Source organism: Pseudomonas sp. IT-P258 (genome assembly GCF_949767825.1).
Taxonomy (GTDB): domain Bacteria; phylum Pseudomonadota; class Gammaproteobacteria; order Pseudomonadales; family Pseudomonadaceae; genus Aquipseudomonas; species Aquipseudomonas monachiensis.
Window position 1 is genome coordinate 170,047 of record NZ_CATKPU010000087.1, and the last position, 24,348, is coordinate 194,394.

A 24,348-nucleotide genomic window follows, 5' to 3' on the forward strand; every position below is an offset into this window, starting at 1 on the left:
CGAGCATACCCGAGAGCGATGGTCGCGCCCAAGGTCAGAGCGAGCTGTCATTTCTCTCGGGCAACGGGTTGATCAGCATGAACAATCGGAACAGCACCACGCTGGTAAACAGCTGCAGGAAGCTGTGGGCGCTGTCGATCAATAGTGAGACCACCGGGTTCTGAGGTTCCGGGTACGCCGCCAGCGTCACGCCCTTGAGCAGCCACAACGGTCCCATCACACACAGAATGCACAGCAGAATGCGCAGGAAGTGACCGCTGGTCAGGCGCAGGCTTTCCTTCATGGCCGCCAGCGGCGCCAGGCCGCGCAACACCAGCAGGTATTCGCCAAACGCCAGGGTCACCATCAGGTAGATACCCGGCAGGAAATACAGCGACAGGCCCAGCAGAATCAGCACGGTATTGAGCGCCGTCAGCAGGGCGAAGCGCGGCCACAGGTAGGCGGACCTGGACAGCAGCTCGCGGTTGCTCGGCGATTCGCCTCGGCTGCGGGCGTCGAGAAACAGAATCAGCGCGGCGGTGTACAGCGGATACACCAGCAAGCCGACAATCACGCTGATGCCGGGGAAACTGTCCGGCTCGGTGGAATGGTCGACCACTTGTTGCAGCAGTGCCTCAAGCATCACCAGCGGCAGGCACAGTTGCACGATCTGGCCCAGATTGCGCTTGAAGAAATACAGGGAGTCACGCAGCACATCTAACGGATTCATCAGTTGGTATCGCAGGTTGGAAGCAGTGGCCCACTTTAACCGATCAAGCGCAGGGGGAAGCAAACGTAAACGTTCGGTAAAGGACATTGAAACATCTTGTTTCAGCCTCCATTAAGGTCGAGCACCTTATCCTCATTGGATAAAGGCAACGATTTCCCCGGCAATCTACGAGGTCGCCATGAACAGCGAAGAACAAACCCTGATCGATGGACTGTTTTCCCGGCTGCAACAGGCCGAAACGGACTCAGCCCCGCGCGACGCCCAGGCCGAGGCGCGGATCAAGGAACACCTGACGCGCCAGCCCGCGGCAGGTTATTTCATGACCCAGGCGATTCTGGTGCAAGAGGCGGCGATCAAGAGCCTCGATGAGCAGAACAAACAACTGACCCGGCAAGTCCAGCAATTGCAGGCCGAACTGCAACAGGCCAAGGCCCAGGCGACCCCGGCTCCTGCGCCGAGTGGCGGTGGCTTTTTGTCGAGCATCTTTGGCGGCAACTCCCGCGAGCCACAGCCCGCATCAACCCAGAGCGCACCGCCGTCGAACGGTGGCTGGCGTGAGCCGGGACGCTCGTCGTTCGGTTCGCAGCCGCCACAGCAGAACATTCCACAACAGGGCTATGCACCCCAGCAGCAGGCTCCGGCAGCGGCCGGCAGCAGTTTTCTCGGTGGCGCGCTGAAAACCGCCGCCGGCGTGGCGGGTGGCGTGATGCTGGCACAAGGCATCAGCAGCCTGTTCCATCACAATCAGCAACCGGAAGTCGTCGAAGTCATCAAGGAAGAGCCGGCCCAGGTCAACGACCAGGGCAACAGTGGCTGGGGCGATGACCAGCGCATGGCCGGTAACGATTCCAGGAGCAACGATCAGGGCGGATTCAGCGACGCCGACTACAGCGATGACAGCTCATCGTTCTTCGGCGGCGACGACGATTCCTTCGTCTGACCTGTGGCGAGGGAGCTTGCTCCCTCGCCACATAGCTGATTATTCGCGGAACAATCCTTCGGGCTGGCATACTGGGCGACTTTTCGGGCCTGGTGCCTGATTCAGCCTCGAGGAAAGCCGGTGAAAAAAATCGCAGTGTTCGCCGATGTCCAGAACCTCTACTACACCGTGCGTCAGGCCTATGGTTGCCACTTCAACTACGCCGCACTGTGGGCTGACATCAGCAAACAGGGCGAGATCGTCGAAGCCTACGCCTACGCCATCGACCGTGGCGACAGCAAACAGCAGCAGTTCCAGCAGATCCTGCGCAACCTCGGTTTCACCGTGAAGCTCAAGCCGTACATCCAGCGCAGCGATGGTTCGGCCAAGGGCGACTGGGACGTGGGCATCACCCTCGACATCATGGATGCCGCCGACCATGTCGATGAAATCGTCCTGGCCTCCGGCGACGGTGATTTCGACATGCTGCTCGAACGCATCATCAGCAAACATGGGGTGCAAGCGGTGGCCTACGGGGTACCGGGCCTGACGGCCAACTCGCTGATCCGCGCCGCCAGCCGCTACGTGCCGATCGAAGGCGCGTTGCTGCTCAAGAATTGATTTTTACGGAGTTGAAACAGGTTTGGAACGCATAGCAGTCATCGACTTTGAAACCACCGGGATCTCCCCGAGCAGCAGCTGCCGGGCTACGGAAATCGCCGTGGTGATCCTTGAACAGGGGCGCATCGTCGAGCGTTACCAAAGCCTGATGAATGCCGGCGTGCGCGTCCCGGCCTTCATCGAACAACTCACCGGCATCAGCAACGCCATGCTGCGCACCGCGCCGTCGGCGGAGCAGGTGATGAATGAAGTGAATGAATTCGTCGGTACCACGCCATTGCTGGCGCACAACGCCGCGTTCGACCAGAAGTTCTGGGACTTCGAGCTCGGACGAATCAAACGCACCCGCTTGCAGAACTTTGCCTGCTCGCTGCTATTGGCCCGACGCCTGATGCCCGCCGCGCCGAACCACAAACTCGGCACCCTCACCACGTTCGCCAACTTGCCCCACACCGGCAAGGCCCACCGGGCGATGGCCGATGCCGAGATGGCGGCCAACCTGACGGCGCACCTGGCGGACGAACTGCGGCACAAGCATGGCTTGCGCGAGCTGTCCCATGATTTGCTGTGCAAGTTGCAGAAAGTGCCGGCGGCGAAAGTGGGCGAGCACCTAAAGCGTTATCGCTGATCCCGAAAACACCGCATAACCCCTGTAGGAGCTGCCGAGTGAAACGAGGCTGCGATCTCTTGATCTTGATCTTTAAAATCAAAGTCAAAAGATCGCAGCCTCGTTTCACTCGGCAGCTCCTACGGTCCCAAAGAAAGCTATTTGCCATTGCCTTCGATGTGCCCCAATGGCACCCGCTTCTCTATCGCACTCGACAACACAATCGACGTCTTGCTGAAGCCAAACGTGGCGATCCGGTTGATCAGTTCTTCCAGCTCCGGCATTGAGCCCACCGCCGCTTGCATGATCACGCACGGGTCGCCGGTCACCCGATGGCACTCGGTCAATTGCGGGATTTTGATCAGGTCGTCGTAGGCTTTCTGGTTACCGTGCTGGTTCAGGCGCAGTTCGATCACGCACTGGATCGGCAGGCCGAGCTTGGCCATGTCGACCTTCGCCTGATAACCGGTGATCACGCCGCTGGCTTCGAGCTTGGCCACGCGCTCGGCCACGGCCGGGGCAGACAGGTTGACCTTGCGCGCCAGGTCCGCGTAGGACGCACGACCGTTTTCCAGCAGGGCGCTGAGCAGCATGCGGTCGTACTTATCCATCGGGGTGACTCCTGAAAATGGCCAGCTTTCGAAAACATGGTTTATAGCGCTGAACTCCGTGTTTTGAAAAGTGTACTGGCGCTTTAAACAGGTTTTGTAACTTATTTTCCGACGCTGGCCTTTCTAGAATAGCCGTTCACTTGTCCTTGCCTGTGAGCTGCCCCCATGTCCGGCCTTCGTCGCTTTCCCTTACCCTTGATCGCTGCCTTCTTCGCCTTGTATGTGATTTGGGGCTCGACTTACCTGGTGATCCGCATCGGCGTGGAGTATTGGCCGCCACTGCTGCTCGCCGGCATCCGTTTCGTCATCGCCGGGACCTTGATGTATGCCTTCCTGCGCTGGCGCGGGGCGCCGGCACCGACCTGGGCGCAGTGGAAAGCTGCCGGGATCATCGGGATCTTGTTGCTGGCGTGCGGCAACGGCGCGGTGAGCGTGGCCGAACACACCGGCGTTGCTTCCGGTGTCGCGGCACTGGCAGTGGCGACGGTGCCGCTGTTTACCTTGCTCTGCGGATATTTCTGGGGCGCACGTAATACCCGTCTCGAATGGGCCGGGATTGTGCTCGGGCTGATCGGCATCGGCATGCTCAACCTCGGTTCCAACCTGCAATCGAGCCCGCTGGGTGCGGCGTTGCTGATTTTTGCGGCGGCGACCTGGGCCTTTGGCTCGGTGTGGAGCAAACATTTGCCATTGCCTCAGGGCGCGATGGCCAGTGCTGTGGAAATGCTGGTGGGCGGTGTGGTGTTGCTGATTGCCAGCGCAGTCAGTGGTGAGCAGCTGGAAAAGGTGCCGCCGATCGAAGGCTGGGCCGCGTTGGCGTATCTGACCGTGTTCGGTTCGATCATCGCCTTCAACGCCTACATGTATCTGTTGAAGCATGTGCGTCCGGCGGCGGCCACCAGTTATGCCTACGTCAACCCGGCGGTGGCGGTGTTGCTGGGGATCGTGTTCGTTGGCGAGACCATCGGCATCGAAGAAGCCCTGGCGATGGCGGTGATCATCAGTGCCGTGGTGTTGATCGGCTTGCCACAATGGCGCCGCACGCCAGAACGGCCAGTGGTGGTGACGGCAGTACCGACAGAATCCCGTGTGAATTAGGGTAAACTGCGCGGTATTGCATCTTGTTTTGCACACTTGTTTTGAACAACCCGCGCTGAATTTTCCTACGGTACTCCCATGACTTTCGCCACCCTTGGCCTGATCGAACCCTTGCTGCGCTCCCTCGAGACGCTCGGCTACCAGACACCGACGCCGGTTCAGGCGCAAGCCATTCCGGCAGTGCTGGCCGGTCGCGACCTGATGGCCGCCGCCCAGACCGGCACCGGCAAGACCGCCGGTTTCGCCCTGCCGCTGTTGCAACTGCTGGCCATGGAAGGGCCGAAAGTCACCGCCAACTCGGTTCGCGCGCTGATCCTGGTACCGACCCGCGAGCTGGCCGAGCAGGTTCACGAAGCCGTGCGCCAGTACGCCGAAAACCTGCCGCTGCGCACCTACGCGGTATACGGCGGCGTCAGCATCAACCCACAGATGATGAAACTGCGCAGCGGTGTCGACCTGTTGGTGGCGACCCCGGGCCGCTTGCTCGACCTGTTCCGCCAGAACGCGCTGAAGTTCAACCAACTGCAGACCCTGGTGCTGGACGAAGCCGACCGCATGCTCGACCTGGGCTTTTCCGAGGAGTTGGCGAACATTTACCGCGCTCTTCCAAAGAAACGTCAGACGCTGCTGTTCTCCGCGACCTTCTCCGACGACATCCGCCTGCTGGCCGGGCAAATGCTCAACGATCCGCTGACCATCGAGGTCAGCCCGCGCAACGTTGCGGCCAATACGGTCAAGCAATGGATCGTGACGGTGGACAAGAAGCGCAAGCCGGAACTGTTCGTGCACCTGATGCGCAAGGGCAAGTGGAAGCAGGTGCTGGTGTTCGCCAAGACCCGCAACGGCGTGGATGCGCTGGTGGATAAACTCCAGGGCCTGGGCATCAACGCAGACGGCATCCACGGCGACAAACCCCAGGCGACTCGTCAGCGCGCACTGGATCGTTTCAAGGCCAGTGAAGTGCAGATCCTGGTCGCTACCGACGTGGCGGCCCGTGGCCTGGACATCGAAGACCTGCCGTTGGTGGTCAACTTCGATTTGCCGATTGTCGCTGAGGACTACATCCACCGTATCGGTCGTACCGGCCGCGCGGGCTCGACCGGCGAGGCGATTTCCCTGGTCTGCGCCGATGAAGTGAATCTGCTGTCGGCCATCGAGATGCTGACCCGCCAGACCTTGAAGCGGCAGAACGAGCCGGACTTCGAACCTGAACACCGCGTGCCGGACACCGATGCCAGTGGCCAGGTCGTCAAGAAGCCGAAAAAACCGAAGAAGCCCAAGGCTTCCGGTGGTGGCGGTGGTAAACGCAATCTGGGGCGGTGGGTTGATAGCGGAGAGGTTGCGCCAGCGGAACCTTCGATCAAGCCTGTGCGCAAAGTGCCGGTGTTCAATACCGGGCCGCGCAAGCGTAAGCCTTGATTTACCTCTGCGTCTGTTAGGCCGCCTTCGCGAGCAAGCCCGCTCCCACACTGGATCTGTGTTGTTCACAAATCCCCTGTGGGAGCGGGCTTGCTCGCGAAGGGCGCGCCTCGGTCTTCAGCCCTTGCGCTGCAACCATTCCACCATCCCCAACCCCGCCGCTCGCCCGCTGGCGAAACACGCGGTCAGCAGATAGCCGCCGGTCGGCGCTTCCCAATCGAGCATTTCCCCGGCGCAAAACACGCCAGGCAGTTGCTTGAGCATCAATCGCTCATCCATCGACTCGAACAACACACCGCCAGCACTGCTGATGGCCTCATCCAGTGGTCGGGTTTTCACCAGCGTCAGTGGCAATGCCTTGATCGATTTGGCCAGCAAGGCCATGTCGGCAAAGCAATCGGCGCTGGCCAGTTCACGCAATAGCGCCGCTTTTAGGCCATCGATGCCCAACTGACTGTGCAAGTGCTTGGCCATGGAACGCGATCCCCGCGGCTTGCTCAACGCCGCTTGAACTTTATCCACAGGCCGGCCGGGCAACAGGTCCAGATGAATGGTTGCCGAGCCGTGCCGGTTGATTGCCTCGCGGATCGGTGCCGACAGGGCGTAGATCAGACTGCCTTCGATTCCGGTGGCGGTAATCACACATTCGCCAAGTCGCGGCACGTCATCGTTAAGGCCGATGGCGATGTTTTTCAGCGGCGCACCGGCGAATTTGCTGACCATCAATTCGCTCCAGGCCTGCACCTCGAAGCCGCAATTGCTCGGTTGCAATGGCGCCAATCCTACAGCCAGTTGCTCCAGTGCCAGCATCCATGCGCCGTCCGAACCCAGGCGCGACCAACTGCCGCCACCGAGGGCGAGCAGGGTGGCATCGGCTTGCACGGTTTTTTCGCCTTCCGGGCTGTCGATGCGCAGTCCGCCACGCTCGTCCCAGCCGAGCCAGCGGTGGCGGGTGTGGATAACTACGCCGCTGTCGCGCAGGCGCTTGAGCCAGGCGCGCAGTAGTGGCGCGGCCTTCATGTCGGTGGGGAATACCCGGCCGGAACTGCCGACGAAGGTCTCGATGCCCAGGTCATGAATCCACTGGCACAGCGCTTCGGCACCGAAGCCACGCAGCAGCGGGGCAATCTGCGGGGCGCGTTCGGCGTAGCGCGAGAGAAACGCCGGGTAGGCTTCGGAGTGGGTGATGTTCATGCCGCCAACGCCGGCCAGCAGGAATTTTCGTCCGACCGAGGGCATGCCGTCGTACAGGTCGACCTTGATCCCGGCCTGACTCAACACTTCGGCCGCCATCAGACCGGCGGGGCCGCCGCCGATGATGGCGACGTGAGGGGGAAGGGGTGACGAGAATTGGGTCATGGGATGCGCTGCGGTCTGACGGGATAAGCCGGGCATTCTACCAGCCCCGTCCCCACAGGGATGATCGGTGTATTGGAGGGCTGGTTAAAAAACAACCACCGTTCTGTAGCCTATACGCAGCATGGGCTACAGGCCCTTTCACTCAGGTTATCCACAGGCAGTTCCACAGGCATTGTGGGTAACGCATCCACAGCTCAGTGACAACCTGATGACTGCCAGACGCGCTGCGCGCTGTGATGGAGGATGCCGTGACGGCGGGCCAGGGCCTGGCGATCCTTGCTGTAGCCGCCGCCGATCACCCCGACCAGCGGAATGTCGCGGCCCAGGCAATGGCGCATCACGCTTTCATCGCGGGCGGCGACGCCTTCGTCTGTCAGATTCAGATAACCCAGGGCGTCGTCCTTGTGCACATCGACTCCGGCGTCATACAACACCAAGTCCGGCTGGTAGAGCGGCAACAGGTAGTTGAGTGCATCGTCCACCACCTTCAGGTAGTCGACATCGCCCATGCCGTTGGGCAGCGGAATGTCCCAGTCACTTTCGGCCTTGCGTGCGGGAAAGTTCTTCTCGCAGTGCAGGGAAACGGTCACCGCTTCCGGAGTGTTGTGCAGTATTCGCGCGGTCCCGTCGCCCTGATGCACATCGCAATCGAAGATCAGCACCCGATTCACCCGACCACTTTCCAGCAGGTAATGGCTGATCACCGCCAGGTCATTGAAGATGCAGAACCCGGCCGGGTAGTCGTAGTGCGCATGGTGGGTGCCGCCCGCCAGGTGGCAGGCCAGGCCATGCTCCAGCGCCTGCTCGGCTGCCAGCAACGAGCCGCCCACCGCCCGCACCGTACGCCGGGCCAGGGCTTCGTTCCAGGGCAGGCCGAGGCGGCGCTGGTCTTCGCGGGATAATTCGCCACTCATGTAGCGCTCGATGTATGAAGGGTCATGGGCGAGGGCGAGAATCTCTGCGGGACACAGTTCCGGGCGCAACAGGTCGGCATCGCGGGTCAGGCCGCTGTCCACCAGGTGATCGCGCAACAGGCGGAACTTGTCCATGGGGAAGCGGTGATCCGCCGGAAACTCGGGGCTGTAGTCTTCGTGATAAATCAGCGGGAGCGGCATGATGATTTCATTCAGGAATGAGAGAAGAATCCTACCAGCGTTGTAGACTTGCGGCATGCAAACGGAGGGCGGGGAGCAATGGAGCCAATACTGGAACTTGAAAGCGCCCGGCTGCTGTTGCGCCAGTGGCGCGATGAAGATTTACCTGACTTTGCGGCGATGTGTGCCGATCCGCAGGTGATGCGCTATTTCCCGGCAACCTTGAGCCGACTGGAAAGCGCATCATTGATCGGGCGAATCCGTGGTCATTTCGCCGAGCACGGTTATGGTCTCTGGGCTTTGCAGCGCAAGGACTCTGGCCAGTTCATCGGGTTTACCGGGCTTGGCGTAGTCGGTTTCGATGCACCCTTTACCCCGGCCACGGAAATCGGCTGGCGCCTGGCCCGCGAGCACTGGGGGTTGGGTTACGCCAGTGAAGCGGCGTGGACCGCTCTGCGCTGCGGGTTCGACCGCTTACCGCTGAAAGAGGTCGTGGCCTTCACTACGCAAACCAACCTGCCGTCAGAGAAAGTCATGCAGGCCATCGGCATGCACCATGATCCGGAAAATGACTTCGATCACCCGCGACTCGACGTCGATCATCCGTTGCGTCGGCATGTGCTGTATCGCATCAGCCGGGAGCAATGGCTGCAAACCTTACATGGATAACCTGGCACGGACGTTTACAATGGCCCCATGGGTAGAGTCCAGAAACTGAATCGAGCGTTGCAGCCAAGGCTGCGCGGCAATGTTTTGCGTGAGGAGCATCTGAATGAGCCAAGTGTTGGATGATCTGGTCGACCTGCTGACCCTGGAACCGATCGAAGAAAACCTGTTCCGTGGCCGTAGCCAGGATCTGGGCTTTCGTCAGCTGTTCGGTGGTCAGGTACTCGGTCAGTCGCTGTCGGCGGCCAGTCAGACGGTGGAAGAGGCGCGCCATGTGCATTCGATGCACGGCTATTTCCTGCGACCGGGCGATGCCGGGTTGCCGGTGGTGTATCAAGTTGACCGGGTGCGTGACGGTGGCAGTTTCAGCACGCGCCGGGTGACGGCGATCCAGAAGGGCCACCCGATCTTCACCTGTAGTGCGTCGTTCCAGTACGACGAAGAAGGCTTCCAGCACCAGTCCGAAATGCCGCAAGTGGTCGGTCCGGAAAACCTGCCATCGGAGCTGGAGATCACCCAGCAGCGCGCGCACCTGATCCCCGAGAAAATGCGCGAAAAATTGCTGTGCCCTAAGCCGATCGAATTTCGCCCGGTGACCGAGAAAGATCCCTACAACCCGCTGCCCTCCGATCCGGTCAAGTACGTCTGGTTCCGCGCCGACGGGGCGTTGGCCGATTCGCCGGCGCTGCATAAATACCTGCTGGCCTATGCCTCGGACTTCGGTCTGCTGGTCACCTCGATGCAGCCCCATGGCAAAACGGTCTGGAACAAGGACATGCAGGTGGCCAGCCTCGATCACGCGTTGTGGTTCCACCAGGATTTGCGTGCCGATGACTGGTTGCTTTACGCAATGGATAGTCCATGGGCCGGCAACTCCCGTGGATTCTCCCGTGGCAGCGTGTTCAACCGTGCCGGACAATTGGTGGCCTCGGTCACCCAGGAAGGCTTGATCCGTCATCGCAAGGATTGGGCATGAGCCTGGCCGACGTGCGTCACTGGGTGTTCGACATGGACGGCACCCTGACGGTGGCCGTGCACGACTTCGCGGCGATTCGCGTGGCATTGGCGATCCCTGCCGAACACGACATCCTGACCCACCTCGCCGCACTGCCGGCCGATGAAGCCGCAGCCAAACATGCGTGGCTGCTGGAGCATGAGCGGGACCTGGCCCTCGGTTCGCAACCGGCACCGGGTGCGGTGGAATTGGTGCGCGAACTGGCCGGGCGCGGTTATCGCCTGGGCATTCTCACGCGCAATGCCCGGGAGCTGGCACATGTCACGCTGGAGGCCATTGGCCTGGCCGACTGCTTTGCGCTGGAAGATGTATTGGGCCGCGATGATGCGCCGCCCAAGCCGCATCCGGGCGGGTTGCTGAAACTGGCCGAAGCGTGGAAGGTCCCGGCGAGCGAGATGGTGATGGTTGGCGACTACCGCTTCGATCTTGATTGTGGGCGGGCGGCGGGAGCGCGGACTGTATTGGTGAATCTGCCGGATAATCCATGGCCGGAATTGACTGATTGGCATGCGGCGGATTGTGTCGAGTTGCGGCAGATGCTGTTGGCTTGAGTGCTTCGTTGCCTGGTCAACCGCTTTCGCGAGCAAGCCCAGGCACTACAAGAGTCATTGCCCAAACAACGCCTTCTGCCCCTCCGGCGATGTAAACATCCCATCCCCATCATGTCCGACCCCGGGCACTTCAATCAGTTGCTGCTTCAACCCTTGCGGTTGCAACCGCTTCAGATAATCGAAGTAGTAACGCCCGCGGGCCAATCGAGACGGTCCTTGCGCTTTGGCCTCACAACTCTTGTCCAGCGCCGGATGGTTCGGATCGATGTCCTGCTGCCCCAGCAGGTAAACGACTTCACGCTTGAGGTAACTTTCCTGCAACTGCGCGGCGGTTTGTCCTTCGGCGTAGGCCGGTAAATCCGCCAGCCCGTACTTCCAGCGATTGAAATTCGGGCAACCGGCGTGGCTGAACGCTACCGGTCGACGCTCATCGAAATAAGCGTAGGAGGACGGATTGGCGATCACGTAGCGCACCTGCACGCCGGCCGCATCGAGCTCGGATTGCGCGTGGCCGAGCAACGCATAGCGCTGAACCACCTGCGCGCCACCGGAGTGCCCGGCGATGACGATTTGCTTCACATCCGGAAACTGCTGATGGTCACCCAAGCGGGCGATGATTTCGTCGAGCGCCGCGTAGGAGCTCAGCCGAAACGGTGCCGTGGATTCGCCGCCGGCCATCCATTCATTGCCTTGCCAGCGCAAAACGGTGTCGGCCACCGGATGGACCGCAACGTCAGTTTCATTGAGGAATTGCGGGGCGATCACCAGGGTCGTTGCGCTTTGCCCGGCCAGTTCGGCGGCGTGCTCACCGCTCTGCAGGTAGGTTTGCGCGTTGCGCAAGCGACCATGGAGGATGATCAGCACCCGTTCGATTTTTGCCGGGGCGGGGCTGATGCCCACCGCGATTTCACCTGACTTCAACAGCAGGCGCCCTGAGCTGAGTTCCTTGACCCCAGGCTCGGCGGCCTGGGACGTTGCGCAAGTAAACAGAACAACCAACAACCACTTCTTCATTTACAGATTTTTCGCCGCAAAGGTATCGCACTGGCCAACCTGGCCTTGGGCGAAACCGGTTTTGAACCAGCGCACCCGTTGCGCTGACGTACCGTGGGTGAACGAGTCCGGGACTACACGGCCCTGACCCTGCTGCTGCAAACGATCGTCACCAATGGCGTTCGCGGCATTCAGTGCTTCTTCGATGTCGCCCGGCTCCAGCCAGTTCAGGCGCTTCTGCGCATTGTTGGCCCAGACGCCGGCCAGGCAATCGGCCTGAAGTTCCTGGCGAACCAGCAAACCACCGTCGCCCTCCATCTGCCGGCCTTGCTGGCGTGCGGCCTGAATTTTCGCGGACACCCCGAGCAAGGTCTGCACATGGTGTCCGACTTCGTGAGCGATCACGTAGGCCTGGGCGAAGTCGCCCGCAGCGGAAAAGCGTTGGGACATTTCCTGGAAGAACGCCATGTCCAGGTAGACCTTCTGGTCGGCCGGGCAATAGAAGGGGCCGGTCGCCGAGGTGGCCAGACCGCAGGCCGAATTCACGCGGTTGCTGAACAACACCAGGGTCGGGTCCTTATATTGGCGGCCGGCCTGCTGGAATATCGCGCCCCAGGTGTCTTCGGTGTCGCCGAGGATCGAGCGCACGAATTCAGCGCTCTCATCATTGGCCGGCGGTGCCTGGCGACTCTGGTTGGTGGCGGGCGCCGATTGCTGCTCCATTTGCCCGGTCAGTTGTCCGAGGATTTGCAACGGATCCTGGCCGGTGATCCAGCCGATGCCGACAATCAAGAGGATCGCCGTCAGGCTCAGGCCCTTGCCACCGCCAAAACGCATGCCGCCGCCACCGCCGCCAACATCATCGCCCCGGGCGTCGACCACGTTGTCGCTGCGTCGGCCTTTTTTCCATAGCATGTGGGAATCCTCTTCTGTTCCGGGTAAAGCTCTGTGCGATGAGTGTTGCTGCCAAGTGGGAGGGGCGCCAGTCCGGCCGTCCGTCTTTTTTCCGCGCACAGGTCAATTCCCGGCTACCCGTGAAGGGCTGCCGAGAAGGTTTCAGGCTTGTATTGAACACGGATAACCCATCGAATTCCGTAGGACGATGGTTTTTTATCGTGAGGGCGATCGCCGGTCTTGCGGATTATTCGTCGAACGCATCCCATCCCGGCGCAAAGTCGGGGCTGACCTGACGCTGGCGTTTGGACAGGCTGGCGATCAAGGCACGGTCTTCATCATCCAGTCGCACATCCATCGCCGCGAGATTGGCCAATTGATTGGACTCGCTGCTGGCCTTGGGCGCCAGGCCTTGCTCCCTGAACGACACCAGGGTTTCTATGGTGCGCGGCAAATCCCAATCGGTGGATGGCCAATGGAGCATGAACAGGTCGACGTATTCGCTGCGCAGGCTTTGAGGCAGGTCTTCGTTGTTGTAGGCCGCTGCCGTGTCGATGTGCCGGTAACCCAGAGCCAGAGCCTGCTCCACGGCACGGGTGCATTCCTCGCCGAGCATTGGCCAGGTGCCGAGGCCGAGTTTCGGCATGTTCAAACCCTGTGCGTTAACGATGTGCTGCATGGTCGATCTCCTTTTCATAAGCCGTGACGCCTGCGATGTGGCGCGCGGCGATGTAGCCGAACGTCAGCGCCGGGCCGAGATTGATGCCGCCAGCGGGGTAGTGACCGCCCATGATGCTGGCCATGTCGCCGCCCGCCGCGTACAGGCCGGCGATGGGTTGTGCCGCGCTATCCAGGACCTGGGCATGTTGGTTGACCTTGAGCCCGGCGAAGGTGCCGAAGCAGCCCGGCTGGACTTTCACGGCATAGAAGGGGCCTTGTTCGATCGGCGCGACGCATGGGTTGGGTCGTTGCAGTGCGTCACCCTGCTTGCGGTTGTAAGGCGTGGAACCACGACCGAACTGCGGGTCCTCACCGTTGCGCGCGTGGCGGTTGTAGTCCGACACGGTGCTGCGCAAGCCAACCGGGTCGATGCCGCAGGCTGCAGCCAATTCCTCAAGGGTGTTGCCGGTTTTCAGATAGCCGCTGCGGATGAAGGATGACAGCGGCACCGGAAATGGCCGAGAGATGCCCAGGCCATATCGACGCTGAAAGCCATGGGTGCAGATCAGCCACGACGCCACTTCTTCACCCGGCGGGGCGGCGGCGACCATGGCCGTGACGTAGTCGTAGTAGCCGTTGGCTTCATTGACGAAGCGCTGGCCGTTGCTCAGCACACCGATGATGCCGGGTTTGCCCCGCTCGATGATGTGCGGGAAGTGTCCCGTGCTGCCGTCGCTGTGCGGCACTTGCGAAACCGGCGCCCAAGCGACGGCGGACGCCATGTCGCTATTGACCCGGGCACCGGCACTTTCGCCCAGGCGCAGGCCATCGCCGCAAACGCCGAGGGGCGGCAAGGCCAGATGTTCATGCCCGGTCGGTGTGCGGGGGAACAGTGCCTTGCGGCGTTGGATGTCATTGGCGAAACCACCCGCGGCGAGCACCACGGCCTTGCGTGCATGGATGCGCACCGAGCCTTTGGCGGTGATGACCACTGCACCTCGTACCTGATCATTCTCGCGCAGCAATCGGCTCACGGGCGCTGATTCCCAGAGCAACACGCCGAGGTCATCGGCGGATTTCGCCAGGCGTGCCACCAAGGCCACGCCGTTGACCAGCTGCATCGCCCGGCCATGCATGGCGAGATCGAACAGGTGCCGGCTGAAACGCCGCGTAACGTGCCAGGCCGCCGACAGCGAACGGGTCAGGTTGAGGAATGCCGTGAGGTCCGCCCCCGCCATGATCGGCATGCCCATGAACGATGTTTCCCGCATGGTTTTGCGCAGGCGCTTGAGTAGCGCGCCGACTTTTCGTGCGTCGTAAGGGGCGGCGATCACCGATCGTCCTCCGGTGCCGGCCCCGGGCGTGTCGCCATGAATGTCGGCGATGGCGTTGCCGTCGGCGAACTGCAGCGAGGTGTGCTGCTCGAAGAACGACACCATCCGGGGGCCGGCTTCCAGGAAAGCGCCGATCATCGCCGGATCAAAGCGCTCGCCCAGTTCGTGTTTCAGGTAAGTGCGCGGCAGTTCAACGTCTTCGACAATGCCCGCGCGCCGGGCCAGCGGGTTGCAAGGGACCCAGGCCCAGCCACCGGACCAGGCCGTGGCACCGCCGAACACCGGGTCTTTTTCCACCACTATGACTTTCAGCCCATGCCACGCGGCGGTCACGGCCGTCGACAGTCCCGCCGCACCGGAGCCAACAATCAGCACATCGCAGTCGATGTCGGGAAGAAAGTGCGCTTCGGCAGGCATTGTTTGAGCTCCGGTGTTCTATTATTTTGGAATCTGGTTCCAGAAAATATAAGAATCGGGTGAGGTCGAACAAGTCTGGAGGGTGTAAAGCGGGCGGTTATCGAACGCTCAGTTCCAGATTTCGCATTCGTGTGGTTGTCTTCTAGAATCGAGCAAATTTTGCGTGGAAGCGACCATGGCTGGCAGTCAGATCGAACGTGTTTTCAGTGTGCTCGAAAGCCTCACCAGCGATCCCCGTGGCCTGCCGATGCAGACCCTGGCGGAGCAACTGGACATCCCCAAGAGCGCGACCCATCGCCTGCTGGCCGAGCTGATCCGCCTCGGTTATGTGCGGCAGAATCCGGATAATTTGCGTTATCACCTTTCGACCAAACTGGTGGCGATGGGCTTCCGTTACCTGTCGAGCAGCGGTGCCGACATTGTGCAGCCGGTGCTTGACCGCCTGGCGCAGGAAACCGGCGAACTGGTGCGCCTGGGCGTGATCGACGGCGAGCGTCAGATCTGGATCGCCAAATCCCAGGGCGCGCGCTCCGGTCTGCGTTACGACCCGGACATGGGCCGCGACGCGCCGTTGTTCTACACCGCCTCGGGGCATGCGTGGCTGGCGTGCATGAGCGATGCCGAAGCCTTGTCGCTGGTGGAGCGGCAGGGCGCGCAGGTGCCGGAACATGTGGGGCCGAACGCGCCGCGCTCGAACATCGAATTGCTCGAACGCCTGCGTCTGGCGCGGGAGCAGGGCTATGCCTGGGTCGAGGAGAGTTCGGCGGTGGGCACTTCGGCGATTGCGGCAGTGGTGCGCCATCCCGCCGATGGGCGGGTGATCGGGGTGCTCAGCATCGCCGGGCCGAGCGCGCGGATGCCGGGAGCGCGGTTGCATGAGCTGGCGCCGTTGTTGCTGGCTTACACCGAGGAGTTGTCGGCGGCGAGTCTGGCGTCGGAGTTGTTCAACTAAGGCCTGCGCAAATCGACTGTGGGAGGCTTGCTCGCGAATGCAGTGGGTCATGCGATCTGGATGGCGACTGACACACCGCATTCGCGAGCAAGCCCGCTCCCACATTTTGAACAGTGTTCAGCCTGAGAAGCTGTGCGCTGTTCGAACACTTTCAGGACAGGTCTGTGTAAGAATCTGGAACCAGGTTCTAAATTATTGGAATTCATCGCTCCAATAACACTCACAAGAGGACCGTATCTTGAATTCGCCACTTCGTATCGCCCTGATCGGTGCTGGCAACATGGGCCAGCAGCACTACCAGCATCTGCAATCCCTGACTGAAGCGACGTTGTGCGCCATGGCGGATCCCGGACCGCAGGCGGCCAGTCTTGCGGCGCAATGGGGCGTAGCCTGTTTCGCCGATCATCGTCAGATGCTGGAGCAGGCGAAGCCAGACGCTGCCATCGTCGCCAATCCGAACACGCAGCACGTCAGCACGGCCCTCGATTGCCTCGCGGCCGGCGTGCCGGTATTGCTGGAAAAACCGGTGGGCGTGCACCTGGATGAAGCCAGGGAACTGGTGGCTGCCTCGAAGGCCAGTGGTGTTCCGGTACTGGTCGGACATCACCGCCGGCACAATCCGCTGATCGTCCGCGCCCACGAACTTGTCCACAGCGGCGCACTGGGTCGGTTGACCACGGTCACGGCGCTCTGGCAGTTGCGCAAGCCCGACAGCTATTTTGAAACACCCTGGCGCCGCGAGGCGGGTGCGGGGATGTTGTTGACCAACCTGATCCACGACCTCGATCTGCTGCGGCACTTGTGCGGTGAAGTGCGTCAGGTTCAGGCCATCACCAGCAATGCCATTCGCGGGTTTGCCAACGAGGATTGCGCGGCGGTGTTGCTGCAATTCGACAGCGGCGCACTGGGCAGCCTGACCGGCTCCGATGCGGTGGCTTCGCCCTGGAACTGGGAGCTGGATTCGGGGGAGAACCCGGTGTATCCGCGTCATCCTGATCAACCGTGCTACTTGCTGGCCGGAACGGGTGGGGCGCTGAGCATTCCGCAGCTTAAACGCTGGCACTACAGCGAAGTAGACGGCGGCTGGCATCAACCGTTGCTGGCAACCCAGGAAAGCTTCAGTGCCGATGAAGCCCTGCGTTTGCAGTTGCAGCACTTCGTGCGCGTTGCGCGGCGGGAGGTCGAGCCGCTGGTGAGTGCCGCCGATGCCGCGCGAACATTGGCGCTGATCGAGGCTATCCGCGAAGCCGCCGAAACCGGGCGTGCCTGCGCGCCATCCTTGATCGAGGGTTGAGCATGAGCGAGCGCATCTTCTCCCTGGCCAGCCTGACCGTGCTGGAGTTGTCACCGCCCGACATGGTCGAGGTCGCCGCGCGGGCCGGCTACAGCCATGTCGGCTTGCGTCTGGTACCGGCGACCCCGGAGGAGCACCATTTTGCCCTGGTGGCCGACCACGAATTGCGGCGCCAGACCCTGGCGCGTCTGCGCGATACCGGTATTCGGGTGCTGGACGTCGAAATCCTGCGGCTCAAGCCGGAAACAGTCGTCGCCGATTTCGAAAAAATCCTCGCGGTGGGTGCCGAGTTCGGCGCCAGTGAGTTGTTGGTAGCCGGCAACGATCCTGACGAACAGCGGCTGACGGAGCGTTTTGCCGAGCTCTGTGATCTGGCGGCAACCTATGGGCTGCACCCGCATCTGGAGTTCATGCCCTGGACCGATGCGCGCAATCTTCAACAGGCCACGCGGATCGTGGAAAACGGCGGGCGTGAAAACGGCGGCGTATTGGTCGACGCCTTTCACTTCGACCGCTCTGGATCGCGGCTGGAAGAACTGGTCAAAGTTGCCCCCTCACGGTTACGGTATGCACAGTTGTGTGACGTCGCAGGACCGCGACCAGCCGACATGGCGGAGATCTTGCGTCAGGCGCGTAACGAACGGCGTTTCCCTGGTGACGGCGATTGTGACCTGCAAGGGTTGTTGCGCGGTTTGCCGGCTGACATTCCATTGAGCCTGGAGATTCCCACCGTACAGTTGCTGGAGCAGGGCGTGAGTGGATTGGACCGGGCGCAGATGGCGCTGGATAAAACCCGGGAATTGTTGGCGCGGTTGTAAGCGCTGCTGTGTATTGATCGCGGGCAGGCGACGCCTTCCACATGCTCTAGGCTGACTGTGTGGAAGCGTCGCTTGCCTGCGATGTTTTGACTTCAAGTAAGGAAACCCCATGACCGTCAGCACCCCGCTTTCCGGCGTCAATCAGCCCTTCAAAGGGATCCTGCTGATCGTTGTCGCAACCTTCCTGTTTTCCAGCCACGACGCCTTTTCCAAATACCTCTCCGGCTTCTATCCCATCGTCATGGTTGTCTGGGCGCGCTACGTGGTTCACACCTTGTTGATGGCCGGGATTTTCCTGCCGCAGTCCGGGCTGCGGGTGCTGCGTACCAAACGGCCATTACTGCAGGTGATCCGGGCGCTGTGCCTGTTGGGCACCAGTCTGTTTTTCACCACGGGGCTGATGTACATCCCGTTGGCCGAGGCCACGTCGGTCAACTTCCTGGCTCCGGTATTGGTCACCGCGCTGTCGGTACCGCTGCTTGGCGAGCGGGTGACGCGGGGACAATGGCTGGCGGTGATTTTCGGTTTCAGCGGGGTGCTGATCATCGTTCACCCCGGGGGCGATCTGTTTACCCCAGCGGTGTTGCTGCCGTTCTGCTCGGCGCTGTTTTTCTGCTTCTATCAACTGCTGACGCGCAAGCTCAGCGAGATCGACAGCCCGACCACCAGCAACTTTTTCGCAGGCCTGTGCAACACGCTGGTGATGAGTGCGCTGGTGCCGTTCTTCTGGCAGACGCCGAACCTGGTGCATGGCGCGATGATGCTGGCGCTGGGGGCCTGCGGGATGACGGCTCACCTGTTCCTGACCCAGGCTTTCCGCCTCGCGGCACCGGCACTGCTGGCACCGTTCAGCTATTGCCAGATCATCTTCGCCGGCCTCTTGGGCTGGCTGCTGTTTTCCCACACGCCGACACTGACCACCGTGCTCGGCATTGCCGTGATCTGCTGCAGCGGGTTGGCGGCGGCCTGGCAGCAAAGCCGCCGCTAAGCGGCGGCAAAACGCAGGCAAAAAAAAGCGCAGACCCGAGATCGGGCCTGCGCCGAGGGAACATCAGTCTTCTACTTTCGGAATCTTGCGCGGTGCCATGAAGTACATCCAGGTCAGCGCAATGAAGTACATCGCTGGAATCATGGTGAACAGCACGGTGTAGTTGTTGTTGGTGATGGTCAGGATGTGGCCGACCAGTTGGGTCATGAACATCCCGCCAATCGCCGCACACATGCCGCCGAAGCCGAACACCGTACTCATCATGTGCTTGGGCGTGTAGTCCATCACCAGGCTCCAGATGTTCGCGGTCCAGGCTTGGTGCGCGCCGATGGCCAGGGAGATGGCGGCCACCGCGACCCACAGGTTGCTGGAACCGGCCGCCATGATCACGCCGATGATGCAGCAGGCGAACAGGAACATGGACATCAGTCGCGCCTTGATCGGGTTGACGCCGCGACCGATCAGGAACGAAGAGAGAATGCCGCCGCCAACGCTACCGAAGTCGGCAGTGAGGTAGATGATGATCAGCGGGATACCCATCTGGGTGACGTTGATGCCCAGGTTGTATTGCTGGTTGAGGAACGGCGGCAGCCAATACAGGTAGAACCAGAACACCGGCGCGGTGATCGAGTAGGCGAGGGCGAAGGCCCAGGTGCCACGCATGCGCAGGATTTTCGAGAACGGTACGCGGGTTTGTTCCGGTTCGACTTCGTTCTGGATGTAGTCCAGCTCCGACTGTTTGACGCTTGGGTGATCTTCCGGGTTGAAGTACTTCAGGCCCCAGAACAGCAACCAGATCCCGCCCAGTGCCGACATGCACAGGAACGCGGCCTGCCAGCCCCAGACGTGCAGGATCAGCGGCAGCAGCATCGGGGTGAACATCGCACCGACGTTGGTGCCGGCGTTGAAAATGCCGGTGGCCACGGCGCGCTCGCCGGCCGGGAACCACAGGCGCGTGGTTTTCACGCAGGCCGGGTAGTTGGCCGCTTCGGTCAGGCCGAGGATGAATCGGCAAACCATGAAGCCGACCGCCGAAGTGGCCAGGCCGTGGGCGCCGGTTGCCAAGCTCCAGAGCAGTACCGCGCAGAAGAACACACGCTTGACGCCAACCCGGTCGATCAGGCGGCCTTGCAGCACGAAGCCGATGGCGTAACCGACCTGGAACCAGAAGTTGATGTTGGCGTAGTCCATCGCCGTCCAGCTCATTTCCTTGGCCAGGATAGGCTGCATCACGCCCAGGGCGGCGCGGTCGATGTAGTTCAGGGTGGTGGCGAAAAACACCAATGCCAGCATTCCCCAACGGGTTTTGCCGACCGCCATGGCGCCGCGGATTTTGTCGCCGATGCCACCGGCAGTGGTGTTCATGGCCGGAGCCATGCGTGAGCTTTGGGAAGGAATCATCTGTACCACCCGTTTTTTGAATTTGTTATTTGGTGTTTTGGACATCGCGGCCGGTGCTGCGTGTCCGGACTTAATGTGAGGACGATGTTGGGCAGTGGACAAAAAATCGTCAATTCGCCAATCACCATTTTGTTCGATAATCGAACACAAAACTAACTGGGTAGTACACTTTAAATTGCTGTGTAAGTCTGTCGGCCCAATAATTCTCGCAAGACAAACGCTACCCACGTAGGAGCTGCCGAAGGCTGCGATCTTTTCCTCGATCAACATCAAAAGATCGCAGCCTTCGGCAGCTCCTACACAAGCGTGCAACGCCCCTAACAAGATTGCCTCCACCGGGAGCCGAAAACATGCAGCGTTCCATTGCCACCGTATCCTTGAGCGGTACCCTGCCGGAAAAACTCGAAGCCATTGCCGCCGCCGGTTTCGACGGCGTCGAGATTTTCGAGAACGACCTTCTCTACTACGACGGTAGTCCGCGGGAAATTAAACAGATGTGCGCCGATCTCGGGATCGCCATCACCCTGTTTCAACCGTTCCGCGATTTCGAAGGTTGCCGCCGCGATCGTCTGTCGCGCAACCTGGAACGCGCCGAGCGCAAGTTCGACCTGATGCAGGAGCTGGGCACTGACCTGGTGCTGGTGTGCAGCAACGCCTCGGCCGAGTCCATCGGTGATGAGCAGATTCTGGTCGATGACTTGCGACTGCTGGCTGAGCACGCCGGGGCACGTGGCCTGCGCATCGGTTACGAAGCGCTGGCCTGGGGCCGGCACGTGAACACCTGGCAACAGGTGTGGAACATCGTGCGTCAGGCCGATCACCCAAGCCTCGGCGTGTTGCTGGATAGCTTTCACACCCTGTCGCTCAAGGGCAATCCAAGTGCTATCGCCGAGATTCCCGGCGACAAGATTTTCTTCGTGCAAATGGCTGACGCGCCGATCCTGGCCATGGACGTGCTGGAGTGGAGCCGGCATTTTCGCTGCTTCCCGGGCCAGGGTGAATTCGATTTGCCGGGGTTCCTCGCGCCGATCATCAAGAGCGGCTACACCGGACCGCTGTCGCTGGAAATCTTCAACGACGGTTTCCGCGCCGCACCACCACGGGCCAACGCCGCCGACGGCTTGCGTTCGTTGCTGTACCTGGAAGAGAAAACCCGCGAGCGCCTGGCCCGGGAAGCCAAGCCCGCGGCCAACGCCGGGATTCTGTTCGAAACGCCCAAGGCCAGCGAGTACAACGGCATTGAGTTCCTGGAGTTTGCCGTGGACGAAAGCCTCGGCGCCAAGCTCGCCCATTGGCTGGAGCGACTGGGTTTCGTCAAGGCCGGGCAGCATCGTTCCAAGAGCGTTAGCTTGATGCGTCAGGGCGATATCAACCTGATCCTCAACTCCGAGCCTTACTCGTTCGGTCACAGTTTCTTCGAGGCCCACGGCCCTTCGTTGTGCGCTACCGCCGTGCGGGTCAAGGACAGTGCCAGCGCGCTGGCCCGTGCCGTGGCCTACAAGGGCCAGCCCTATCGCGGGCTGGTCGGCCCCAATGAACTGGAACTGGCGGCGGTGCGTGCGCCGGATGGCAGCCTGATCTATCTGGTGGACCAGGATGCCGACGTCTACGGCACAGACTTCAATCTGCTGGCGGATGCGCCGGTCAGTGGTGGCCTCAAGCGCATCGACCACATGGCCATGGCGCTGCCGGCCGACAGCCTCGACAGCTGGGTGCTGTTCTATAAGAGCCTGCTGGATTTCGAGGCCGACGATGAAGTCGTGCTGCCGGATCCTTATGGTCTGGTGAAGAGCCGTGCCTTACGCAGCCGGGACAGTTCGATCCGTCTGCCACTGAACATTTCCGAGAACCGCAACACCGCAATCTCACACGCGCTGTCGAGTTATCGCGGCTCTGGCGTGCATCACATCGCGTTTGATTGTGATGACATCTTTGCCCAGGTCAGCCGTGCAAAAGAGGCAGGCGTGCCGCTGCTGGATATCCCGCTCAACTACTACGATGATCTGGCGGCGCGGTTCGATTTCGACGACGAGTTCCTCAGCGAACTGGCCTACTACAATGTGTTGTACGACCGCGACGCCCAGGGCGGTGAGCTGTTTCATGTGTACACCGAGCCGTTCGAAGGGCGCTTCTTCTTCGAGATCATCCAGCGTAAAAACGGTTATGCCGGCTACGGCGCGGCCAACGTCGCGGTGCGCCTGGCGGCCATGGCCAAATCCCGTAGCGGCGCATTGCGCCAGGCGAAGTTGTAGGTAATTCGTAAACGCGGGATTAAACGTGGGCCGCGCGGCTTCCTTCACCGTGCCGCGCGGCCCATAATCGCCAGCCTGTGCAGTGATGGCCGTGAGCCCGCAATGACAATGACTTCAGAACTCCCCGCAGCCTCCGTAGAACCTGGTGCCGAGCCGCGCAAGAGTCGCAAGAACAACCCGGAAAAGACCCGCGAAAACATCCTGCAGGAGGCGATTGTCGAATTCGTCCAGCAGGGGCTTTCCGGGGCTCGTGTCGATGCCATCGCCGAGCGCATCCACACCTCCAAGCGCATGATCTATTACTACTTCGGCAGTAAGGAGCAGCTCTACGTCGAGGTGCTGGAGAAACTCTACGGCGATATCCGCAACACTGAAAATCGCCTGCACCTGGCAGAACTGGCGCCGGTCGAAGCCATTCGGCGGCTGGTGGAGTTCACCTTCGATCACCATGATCGCAACGTCGATTTCGTGCGCATCGTCAGCATCGAGAACATTCACAACGCCGAGTATGTGAAGCGCTCCGATGCGATCAAGGCGATGAACAACACCATCCTCGACTCACTGGGCGAGATTCTGCGTCGCGGCGCCGAGCAGGGGGTGTTCCGTACCGGTCTTGATCCGCTGGATGTGCATCTGCTGATCAGTTCGTTCTGCTTCTATCGCGTCTCGAACCGCCACACCTTTGGTGAGATTTTTCAGATCGACCTGCCGGACGAACACATCAAGCAGCGTCATCGGGAGATGATTTGCGAGTCGGTTCTGCGGTACCTGCAAGCCTGAGGCGAGGTGAGGGGGTTGCCCCCTCACTTCACTCATTCAGTCATTCATGCTCTGGAAATGCTCAAGCATCCGCTGGGCATCCGGCACCACGCCGCTGAACAACTCGAACGCCTTCACTGCCTGAAACACCGCCATGTTGCCGCCGTCCAGCGTCCGGCAACCAAGGGCGCGGGCGTTGCGCAGCAGTTCGGTTTCCAGCGGGAAGTAGACGATCTCCGCTACCCACAGTTCGGCTCGCAGCAACTCTACCGGCACTGGCATGCCCGGCAGCTTTTTCATGCCCATCGGCGTGGTGTTCACCAGGCCATCAGCCTGGGCCATGGCCTTGGCCAGGTCATACCCGGCCACCGCTCGAGCGACGCCGAAATGCTGATTGAGATTGTCAGCCAGATCCTGGGCGCGGCGGATGTCCACGTCAAAAATGCTCAGCTGTTGTACGCCCTCGCTCAACAACGCGTGGGCCACCGCCGCACCTGCGCCACCGGCGCCCATCTGTACGACACGTTCAACGGCAACACCCTTCAAGCCCCGACGAAAACCTTCGGCAAAGCCCAGGCAATCGGTGTTGTGGCCAATGCGTTTGCCATCCTTGAGCACTACCGTGTTGACCGCACCGATACCGCGGGCCTGCGGCGAGAGTTCGTCGAGCAGCGGGATGATCGCCTGCTTGCATGGAAAGGTGATGTTCAGCCCGGTGTAGTTCATGCGCTCGGCAGCCATCAACAGGTCGGGCAGGGCGTTGCTGTCGAGCTTCAACTGATCAAGATCAATCAGGCGATACAGGTAGCGCAGCCCCTGGGCATCGCCTTCATGTTCGTGCATGGCTGGTGTGCGGGAAGCCTGGATGCCGGCGCCAATCAGCCCGGCGAGTATCACGTGGTTCTGAGTCACGGCGA

General features: G+C 61.2%; 24 protein-coding genes. 14 read left to right on the forward strand and 10 right to left on the reverse strand.

Features of this window, described 5'->3' with window-relative positions; all coding sequences use genetic code 11:
* Positions 1-34 precede the first annotated feature (34 nt).
* Positions 35-709 (reverse strand): YciC family protein, encoded by a 675-nt coding sequence (locus ACM6G4_RS25205; protein ID WP_414914840.1) that lies wholly within the window; start codon positions 707-709, stop codon positions 35-37.
* 178 nt (positions 710-887) lie between these two features.
* Between ACM6G4_RS25205 and ACM6G4_RS25210 the strand changes: the two genes are divergently transcribed.
* The 3 genes from ACM6G4_RS25210 to ACM6G4_RS25220 all read left to right on the forward strand — a co-directional run bounded on the left by ACM6G4_RS25210 (position 888) and on the right by ACM6G4_RS25220 (position 2,877).
* Entirely contained in the window at positions 888-1,649 is a 762-nt protein-coding gene (locus tag ACM6G4_RS25210; RefSeq protein WP_414914841.1) for a DUF2076 domain-containing protein, read from the forward strand.
* A gap of 120 nt (positions 1,650-1,769) precedes the next feature.
* Complete coding sequence (locus ACM6G4_RS25215) at positions 1,770-2,249, forward strand: NYN domain-containing protein (protein ID WP_007990686.1); 480 nt, start codon at positions 1,770-1,772, stop codon at positions 2,247-2,249.
* Positions 2,250-2,271: 22 nt separating this feature from the next.
* Complete coding sequence (locus ACM6G4_RS25220; protein ID WP_056728794.1) at positions 2,272-2,877, forward strand: PolC-type DNA polymerase III; 606 nt, start codon at positions 2,272-2,274, stop codon at positions 2,875-2,877.
* A gap of 137 nt (positions 2,878-3,014) precedes the next feature.
* On the opposite strand, the gene ACM6G4_RS25225 is transcribed toward ACM6G4_RS25220, so the two are convergent.
* Positions 3,015-3,467 carry an Lrp/AsnC family transcriptional regulator gene (locus ACM6G4_RS25225; RefSeq protein ID WP_007990688.1) on the reverse strand — a complete coding sequence of 151 codons (453 nt, stop codon included), beginning with the start codon at positions 3,465-3,467 and terminating at the stop codon, positions 3,015-3,017.
* Between the two features lie 165 nt (positions 3,468-3,632).
* Here ACM6G4_RS25225 and yedA point away from each other — a divergent pair, with 165 nt between their 5' ends.
* Positions 3,633-4,565: a drug/metabolite exporter YedA gene (yedA, locus tag ACM6G4_RS25230; protein ID WP_223542006.1), complete on the forward strand. Its 933-nt coding sequence runs from the start codon at positions 3,633-3,635 to the stop codon at positions 4,563-4,565.
* Positions 4,566-4,643: 78 nt separating this feature from the next.
* Positions 4,644-5,984, forward strand: coding sequence for a DEAD/DEAH box helicase (locus ACM6G4_RS25235; protein ID WP_150726987.1), 1,341 nt, complete (start codon positions 4,644-4,646; stop codon positions 5,982-5,984).
* Between the two features lie 117 nt (positions 5,985-6,101).
* Here ACM6G4_RS25235 and ACM6G4_RS25240 read toward each other — a convergent pair whose 3' ends face one another.
* Both ACM6G4_RS25240 and ACM6G4_RS25245 read right to left on the reverse strand, forming a co-directional pair.
* Positions 6,102-7,343, reverse strand: coding sequence for a TIGR03862 family flavoprotein (locus ACM6G4_RS25240; protein WP_414914842.1), 1,242 nt, complete (start codon positions 7,341-7,343; stop codon positions 6,102-6,104).
* Between the two features lie 194 nt (positions 7,344-7,537).
* The gene (locus tag ACM6G4_RS25245; protein ID WP_414914843.1) at positions 7,538-8,458 is read right to left on the reverse strand and encodes a histone deacetylase; all 921 of its coding nucleotides are present in this window, start codon (positions 8,456-8,458) and stop codon (positions 7,538-7,540) included.
* 78 nt (positions 8,459-8,536) lie between these two features.
* On the opposite strand from ACM6G4_RS25245, the gene ACM6G4_RS25250 reads away from it, so the two are divergent.
* The 3 genes from ACM6G4_RS25250 to ACM6G4_RS25260 all read left to right on the forward strand — a co-directional run bounded on the left by ACM6G4_RS25250 (position 8,537) and on the right by ACM6G4_RS25260 (position 10,669).
* Positions 8,537-9,106 (forward strand): GNAT family N-acetyltransferase, encoded by a 570-nt coding sequence (locus ACM6G4_RS25250; RefSeq protein ID WP_056728786.1) that lies wholly within the window; start codon positions 8,537-8,539, stop codon positions 9,104-9,106.
* 103 nt (positions 9,107-9,209) lie between these two features.
* On the forward strand, positions 9,210-10,079 hold the full coding sequence (gene tesB, locus ACM6G4_RS25255; protein WP_056728784.1) for an acyl-CoA thioesterase II: 870 nt from the start codon (positions 9,210-9,212) through the stop codon (positions 10,077-10,079).
* The gene (locus tag ACM6G4_RS25260) at positions 10,076-10,669 is read left to right on the forward strand and encodes an HAD family hydrolase (RefSeq protein ID WP_095942027.1); all 594 of its coding nucleotides are present in this window, start codon (positions 10,076-10,078) and stop codon (positions 10,667-10,669) included. Before tesB ends, ACM6G4_RS25260 begins: the two co-directional genes overlap by 4 nt.
* A gap of 54 nt (positions 10,670-10,723) precedes the next feature.
* On the opposite strand, the gene ACM6G4_RS25265 is transcribed toward ACM6G4_RS25260, so the two are convergent.
* The 4 genes from ACM6G4_RS25265 to ACM6G4_RS25280 all read right to left on the reverse strand — a co-directional run bounded on the left by ACM6G4_RS25265 (position 10,724) and on the right by ACM6G4_RS25280 (position 14,967).
* Positions 10,724-11,683 carry an alpha/beta hydrolase gene (locus ACM6G4_RS25265; protein WP_056728780.1) on the reverse strand — a complete coding sequence of 320 codons (960 nt, stop codon included), beginning with the start codon at positions 11,681-11,683 and terminating at the stop codon, positions 10,724-10,726.
* Positions 11,684-12,577, reverse strand: a complete 894-nt coding sequence (locus ACM6G4_RS25270; RefSeq protein WP_056728778.1) for a neutral zinc metallopeptidase — start codon at positions 12,575-12,577, stop codon at positions 11,684-11,686.
* Between the two features lie 226 nt (positions 12,578-12,803).
* Positions 12,804-13,235 carry a hypothetical protein gene (locus tag ACM6G4_RS25275; protein WP_414914844.1) on the reverse strand — a complete coding sequence of 144 codons (432 nt, stop codon included), beginning with the start codon at positions 13,233-13,235 and terminating at the stop codon, positions 12,804-12,806.
* Positions 13,219-14,967, reverse strand: a complete 1,749-nt coding sequence (locus tag ACM6G4_RS25280) for an FAD-dependent oxidoreductase (RefSeq protein ID WP_414914845.1) — start codon at positions 14,965-14,967, stop codon at positions 13,219-13,221. The genes ACM6G4_RS25275 and ACM6G4_RS25280 overlap by 17 nt, the downstream gene beginning before the upstream one ends.
* 175 nt (positions 14,968-15,142) lie before the next feature.
* On the opposite strand from ACM6G4_RS25280, the gene ACM6G4_RS25285 reads away from it, so the two are divergent.
* The 4 genes from ACM6G4_RS25285 (at position 15,143) to ACM6G4_RS25300 (ending at position 19,019) form a co-directional block, all read left to right on the forward strand.
* Positions 15,143-15,919 carry an IclR family transcriptional regulator gene (locus ACM6G4_RS25285; protein ID WP_414914846.1) on the forward strand — a complete coding sequence of 259 codons (777 nt, stop codon included), beginning with the start codon at positions 15,143-15,145 and terminating at the stop codon, positions 15,917-15,919.
* Positions 15,920-16,157: 238 nt separating this feature from the next.
* A complete protein-coding gene (locus ACM6G4_RS25290) occupies positions 16,158-17,213 on the forward strand; it encodes a Gfo/Idh/MocA family protein (RefSeq protein ID WP_414914847.1) in 1,056 nt (351 codons plus the stop codon).
* Positions 17,214-17,215: 2 nt separating this feature from the next.
* Positions 17,216-18,031, forward strand: coding sequence for a sugar phosphate isomerase/epimerase family protein (locus tag ACM6G4_RS25295; protein WP_414914848.1), 816 nt, complete (start codon positions 17,216-17,218; stop codon positions 18,029-18,031).
* Positions 18,032-18,140: 109 nt separating this feature from the next.
* The gene (locus ACM6G4_RS25300; RefSeq protein WP_008052441.1) at positions 18,141-19,019 is read left to right on the forward strand and encodes a DMT family transporter; all 879 of its coding nucleotides are present in this window, start codon (positions 18,141-18,143) and stop codon (positions 19,017-19,019) included.
* 63 nt (positions 19,020-19,082) lie between these two features.
* Here the strand turns inward: ACM6G4_RS25300 and ACM6G4_RS25305 are convergent, their stop codons facing one another.
* Positions 19,083-20,420, reverse strand: a complete 1,338-nt coding sequence (locus ACM6G4_RS25305; protein ID WP_056728768.1) for an MFS transporter — start codon at positions 20,418-20,420, stop codon at positions 19,083-19,085.
* 350 nt (positions 20,421-20,770) lie between these two features.
* On the opposite strand from ACM6G4_RS25305, the gene quiC reads away from it, so the two are divergent.
* Together quiC and ACM6G4_RS25315 are read left to right on the forward strand one after the other, a co-directional pair.
* Positions 20,771-22,672 (forward strand): 3-dehydroshikimate dehydratase QuiC, encoded by a 1,902-nt coding sequence (quiC, locus tag ACM6G4_RS25310; RefSeq protein ID WP_414914849.1) that lies wholly within the window; start codon positions 20,771-20,773, stop codon positions 22,670-22,672.
* A 102-nt stretch (positions 22,673-22,774) separates the two neighbouring features.
* Positions 22,775-23,452, forward strand: a complete 678-nt coding sequence (locus ACM6G4_RS25315) for a TetR family transcriptional regulator (protein WP_056728764.1) — start codon at positions 22,775-22,777, stop codon at positions 23,450-23,452.
* Positions 23,453-23,488: 36 nt separating this feature from the next.
* Here the strand turns inward: ACM6G4_RS25315 and ACM6G4_RS25320 are convergent, their stop codons facing one another.
* On the reverse strand, positions 23,489-24,343 hold the full coding sequence (locus ACM6G4_RS25320) for a shikimate dehydrogenase (RefSeq protein WP_414914850.1): 855 nt from the start codon (positions 24,341-24,343) through the stop codon (positions 23,489-23,491).
* Positions 24,344-24,348 lie beyond the last annotated feature (5 nt).

What these genes read in the sequence shown, in the direction of transcription:
- ACM6G4_RS25205 (WP_414914840.1), bottom strand. Translation starts at nt 709, where the DNA reads ATGAATCCGTTAGATGTGCTGCGTGACTCCCTGTATTTCTTCAAGCGC.
- ACM6G4_RS25210 (WP_414914841.1), top strand. Translation starts at nt 888, where the DNA reads ATGAACAGCGAAGAACAAACCCTGATCGATGGACTGTTTTCCCGGCTG.
- ACM6G4_RS25225 (WP_007990688.1), bottom strand. Translation starts at nt 3,467, where the DNA reads ATGGATAAGTACGACCGCATGCTGCTCAGCGCCCTGCTGGAAAACGGT.
- yedA (WP_223542006.1), top strand. Translation starts at nt 3,633, where the DNA reads ATGTCCGGCCTTCGTCGCTTTCCCTTACCCTTGATCGCTGCCTTCTTC.
- ACM6G4_RS25235 (WP_150726987.1), top strand. Translation starts at nt 4,644, where the DNA reads ATGACTTTCGCCACCCTTGGCCTGATCGAACCCTTGCTGCGCTCCCTC.
- ACM6G4_RS25240 (WP_414914842.1), bottom strand. Translation starts at nt 7,343, where the DNA reads ATGACCCAATTCTCGTCACCCCTTCCCCCTCACGTCGCCATCATCGGC.
- ACM6G4_RS25245 (WP_414914843.1), bottom strand. Translation starts at nt 8,458, where the DNA reads ATGCCGCTCCCGCTGATTTATCACGAAGACTACAGCCCCGAGTTTCCG.
- ACM6G4_RS25250 (WP_056728786.1), top strand. Translation starts at nt 8,537, where the DNA reads ATGGAGCCAATACTGGAACTTGAAAGCGCCCGGCTGCTGTTGCGCCAG.
- tesB (WP_056728784.1), top strand. Translation starts at nt 9,210, where the DNA reads ATGAGCCAAGTGTTGGATGATCTGGTCGACCTGCTGACCCTGGAACCG.
- ACM6G4_RS25260 (WP_095942027.1), top strand. Translation starts at nt 10,076, where the DNA reads ATGAGCCTGGCCGACGTGCGTCACTGGGTGTTCGACATGGACGGCACC.
- ACM6G4_RS25265 (WP_056728780.1), bottom strand. Translation starts at nt 11,683, where the DNA reads ATGAAGAAGTGGTTGTTGGTTGTTCTGTTTACTTGCGCAACGTCCCAG.
- ACM6G4_RS25270 (WP_056728778.1), bottom strand. Translation starts at nt 12,577, where the DNA reads ATGCTATGGAAAAAAGGCCGACGCAGCGACAACGTGGTCGACGCCCGG.
- ACM6G4_RS25275 (WP_414914844.1), bottom strand. Translation starts at nt 13,235, where the DNA reads ATGCAGCACATCGTTAACGCACAGGGTTTGAACATGCCGAAACTCGGC.
- ACM6G4_RS25280 (WP_414914845.1), bottom strand. Translation starts at nt 14,967, where the DNA reads ATGCCTGCCGAAGCGCACTTTCTTCCCGACATCGACTGCGATGTGCTG.
- ACM6G4_RS25285 (WP_414914846.1), top strand. Translation starts at nt 15,143, where the DNA reads ATGGCTGGCAGTCAGATCGAACGTGTTTTCAGTGTGCTCGAAAGCCTC.
- ACM6G4_RS25295 (WP_414914848.1), top strand. Translation starts at nt 17,216, where the DNA reads ATGAGCGAGCGCATCTTCTCCCTGGCCAGCCTGACCGTGCTGGAGTTG.
- ACM6G4_RS25300 (WP_008052441.1), top strand. Translation starts at nt 18,141, where the DNA reads ATGACCGTCAGCACCCCGCTTTCCGGCGTCAATCAGCCCTTCAAAGGG.
- ACM6G4_RS25305 (WP_056728768.1), bottom strand. Translation starts at nt 20,420, where the DNA reads ATGATTCCTTCCCAAAGCTCACGCATGGCTCCGGCCATGAACACCACT.
- quiC (WP_414914849.1), top strand. Translation starts at nt 20,771, where the DNA reads ATGCAGCGTTCCATTGCCACCGTATCCTTGAGCGGTACCCTGCCGGAA.
- ACM6G4_RS25315 (WP_056728764.1), top strand. Translation starts at nt 22,775, where the DNA reads ATGACAATGACTTCAGAACTCCCCGCAGCCTCCGTAGAACCTGGTGCC.